This is a genomic window from Vibrio sp. 1580, from assembly GCF_033340055.1.
The window spans coordinates 282-662 of record NZ_JAWOVT010000342.1 but is presented as its reverse complement, the minus strand read 5'-3'; the positions used below and the strand labels follow the sequence as shown (position 1 = coordinate 662).

Here is a 381-nt window from a genome sequence, read left to right as displayed (position 1 = left end):
AAAAGATAGGAATGTTGAGCACTCGCGCAATGGCGAATGCTCAAATAGAAAACACAGTATTTAACGAACGGCGATGCCAGCGTGCCCTTCAAGACGAAAGACCGGAAGATAGTGCGCCCGCGCATCCAACTTCATTTCTGTATGTTGTTTTCCGACAAAATCAAAATGGCGTACGGTCGAACCGACTTTGTATGAGAACGAATCGCCATCAAATTCAAAATCGGTTGCAATCGTCGAGCCATTAACGGTCACGCCCCTTTCACTAAGCACAAACTCTTCCCTCGAGTAAGGCGCTACATCTTGCTCAACCCAGCGGCCATAAATTATTGATTTAGAGATGGGAGGGTTAATGTACCGAGTGATCAAATCGCCATACAGCAT

General features: G+C 46.2%; 1 protein-coding gene. It reads right to left on the bottom strand.

Features of this window, described 5'->3' with window-relative positions:
* Positions 1–60 precede the first annotated feature (60 nt).
* A partial coding sequence (locus R7093_RS25905) for a DUF2850 domain-containing protein (protein WP_154220360.1) occupies positions 61–381 on the bottom strand: 321 nt, incomplete at its 5' end.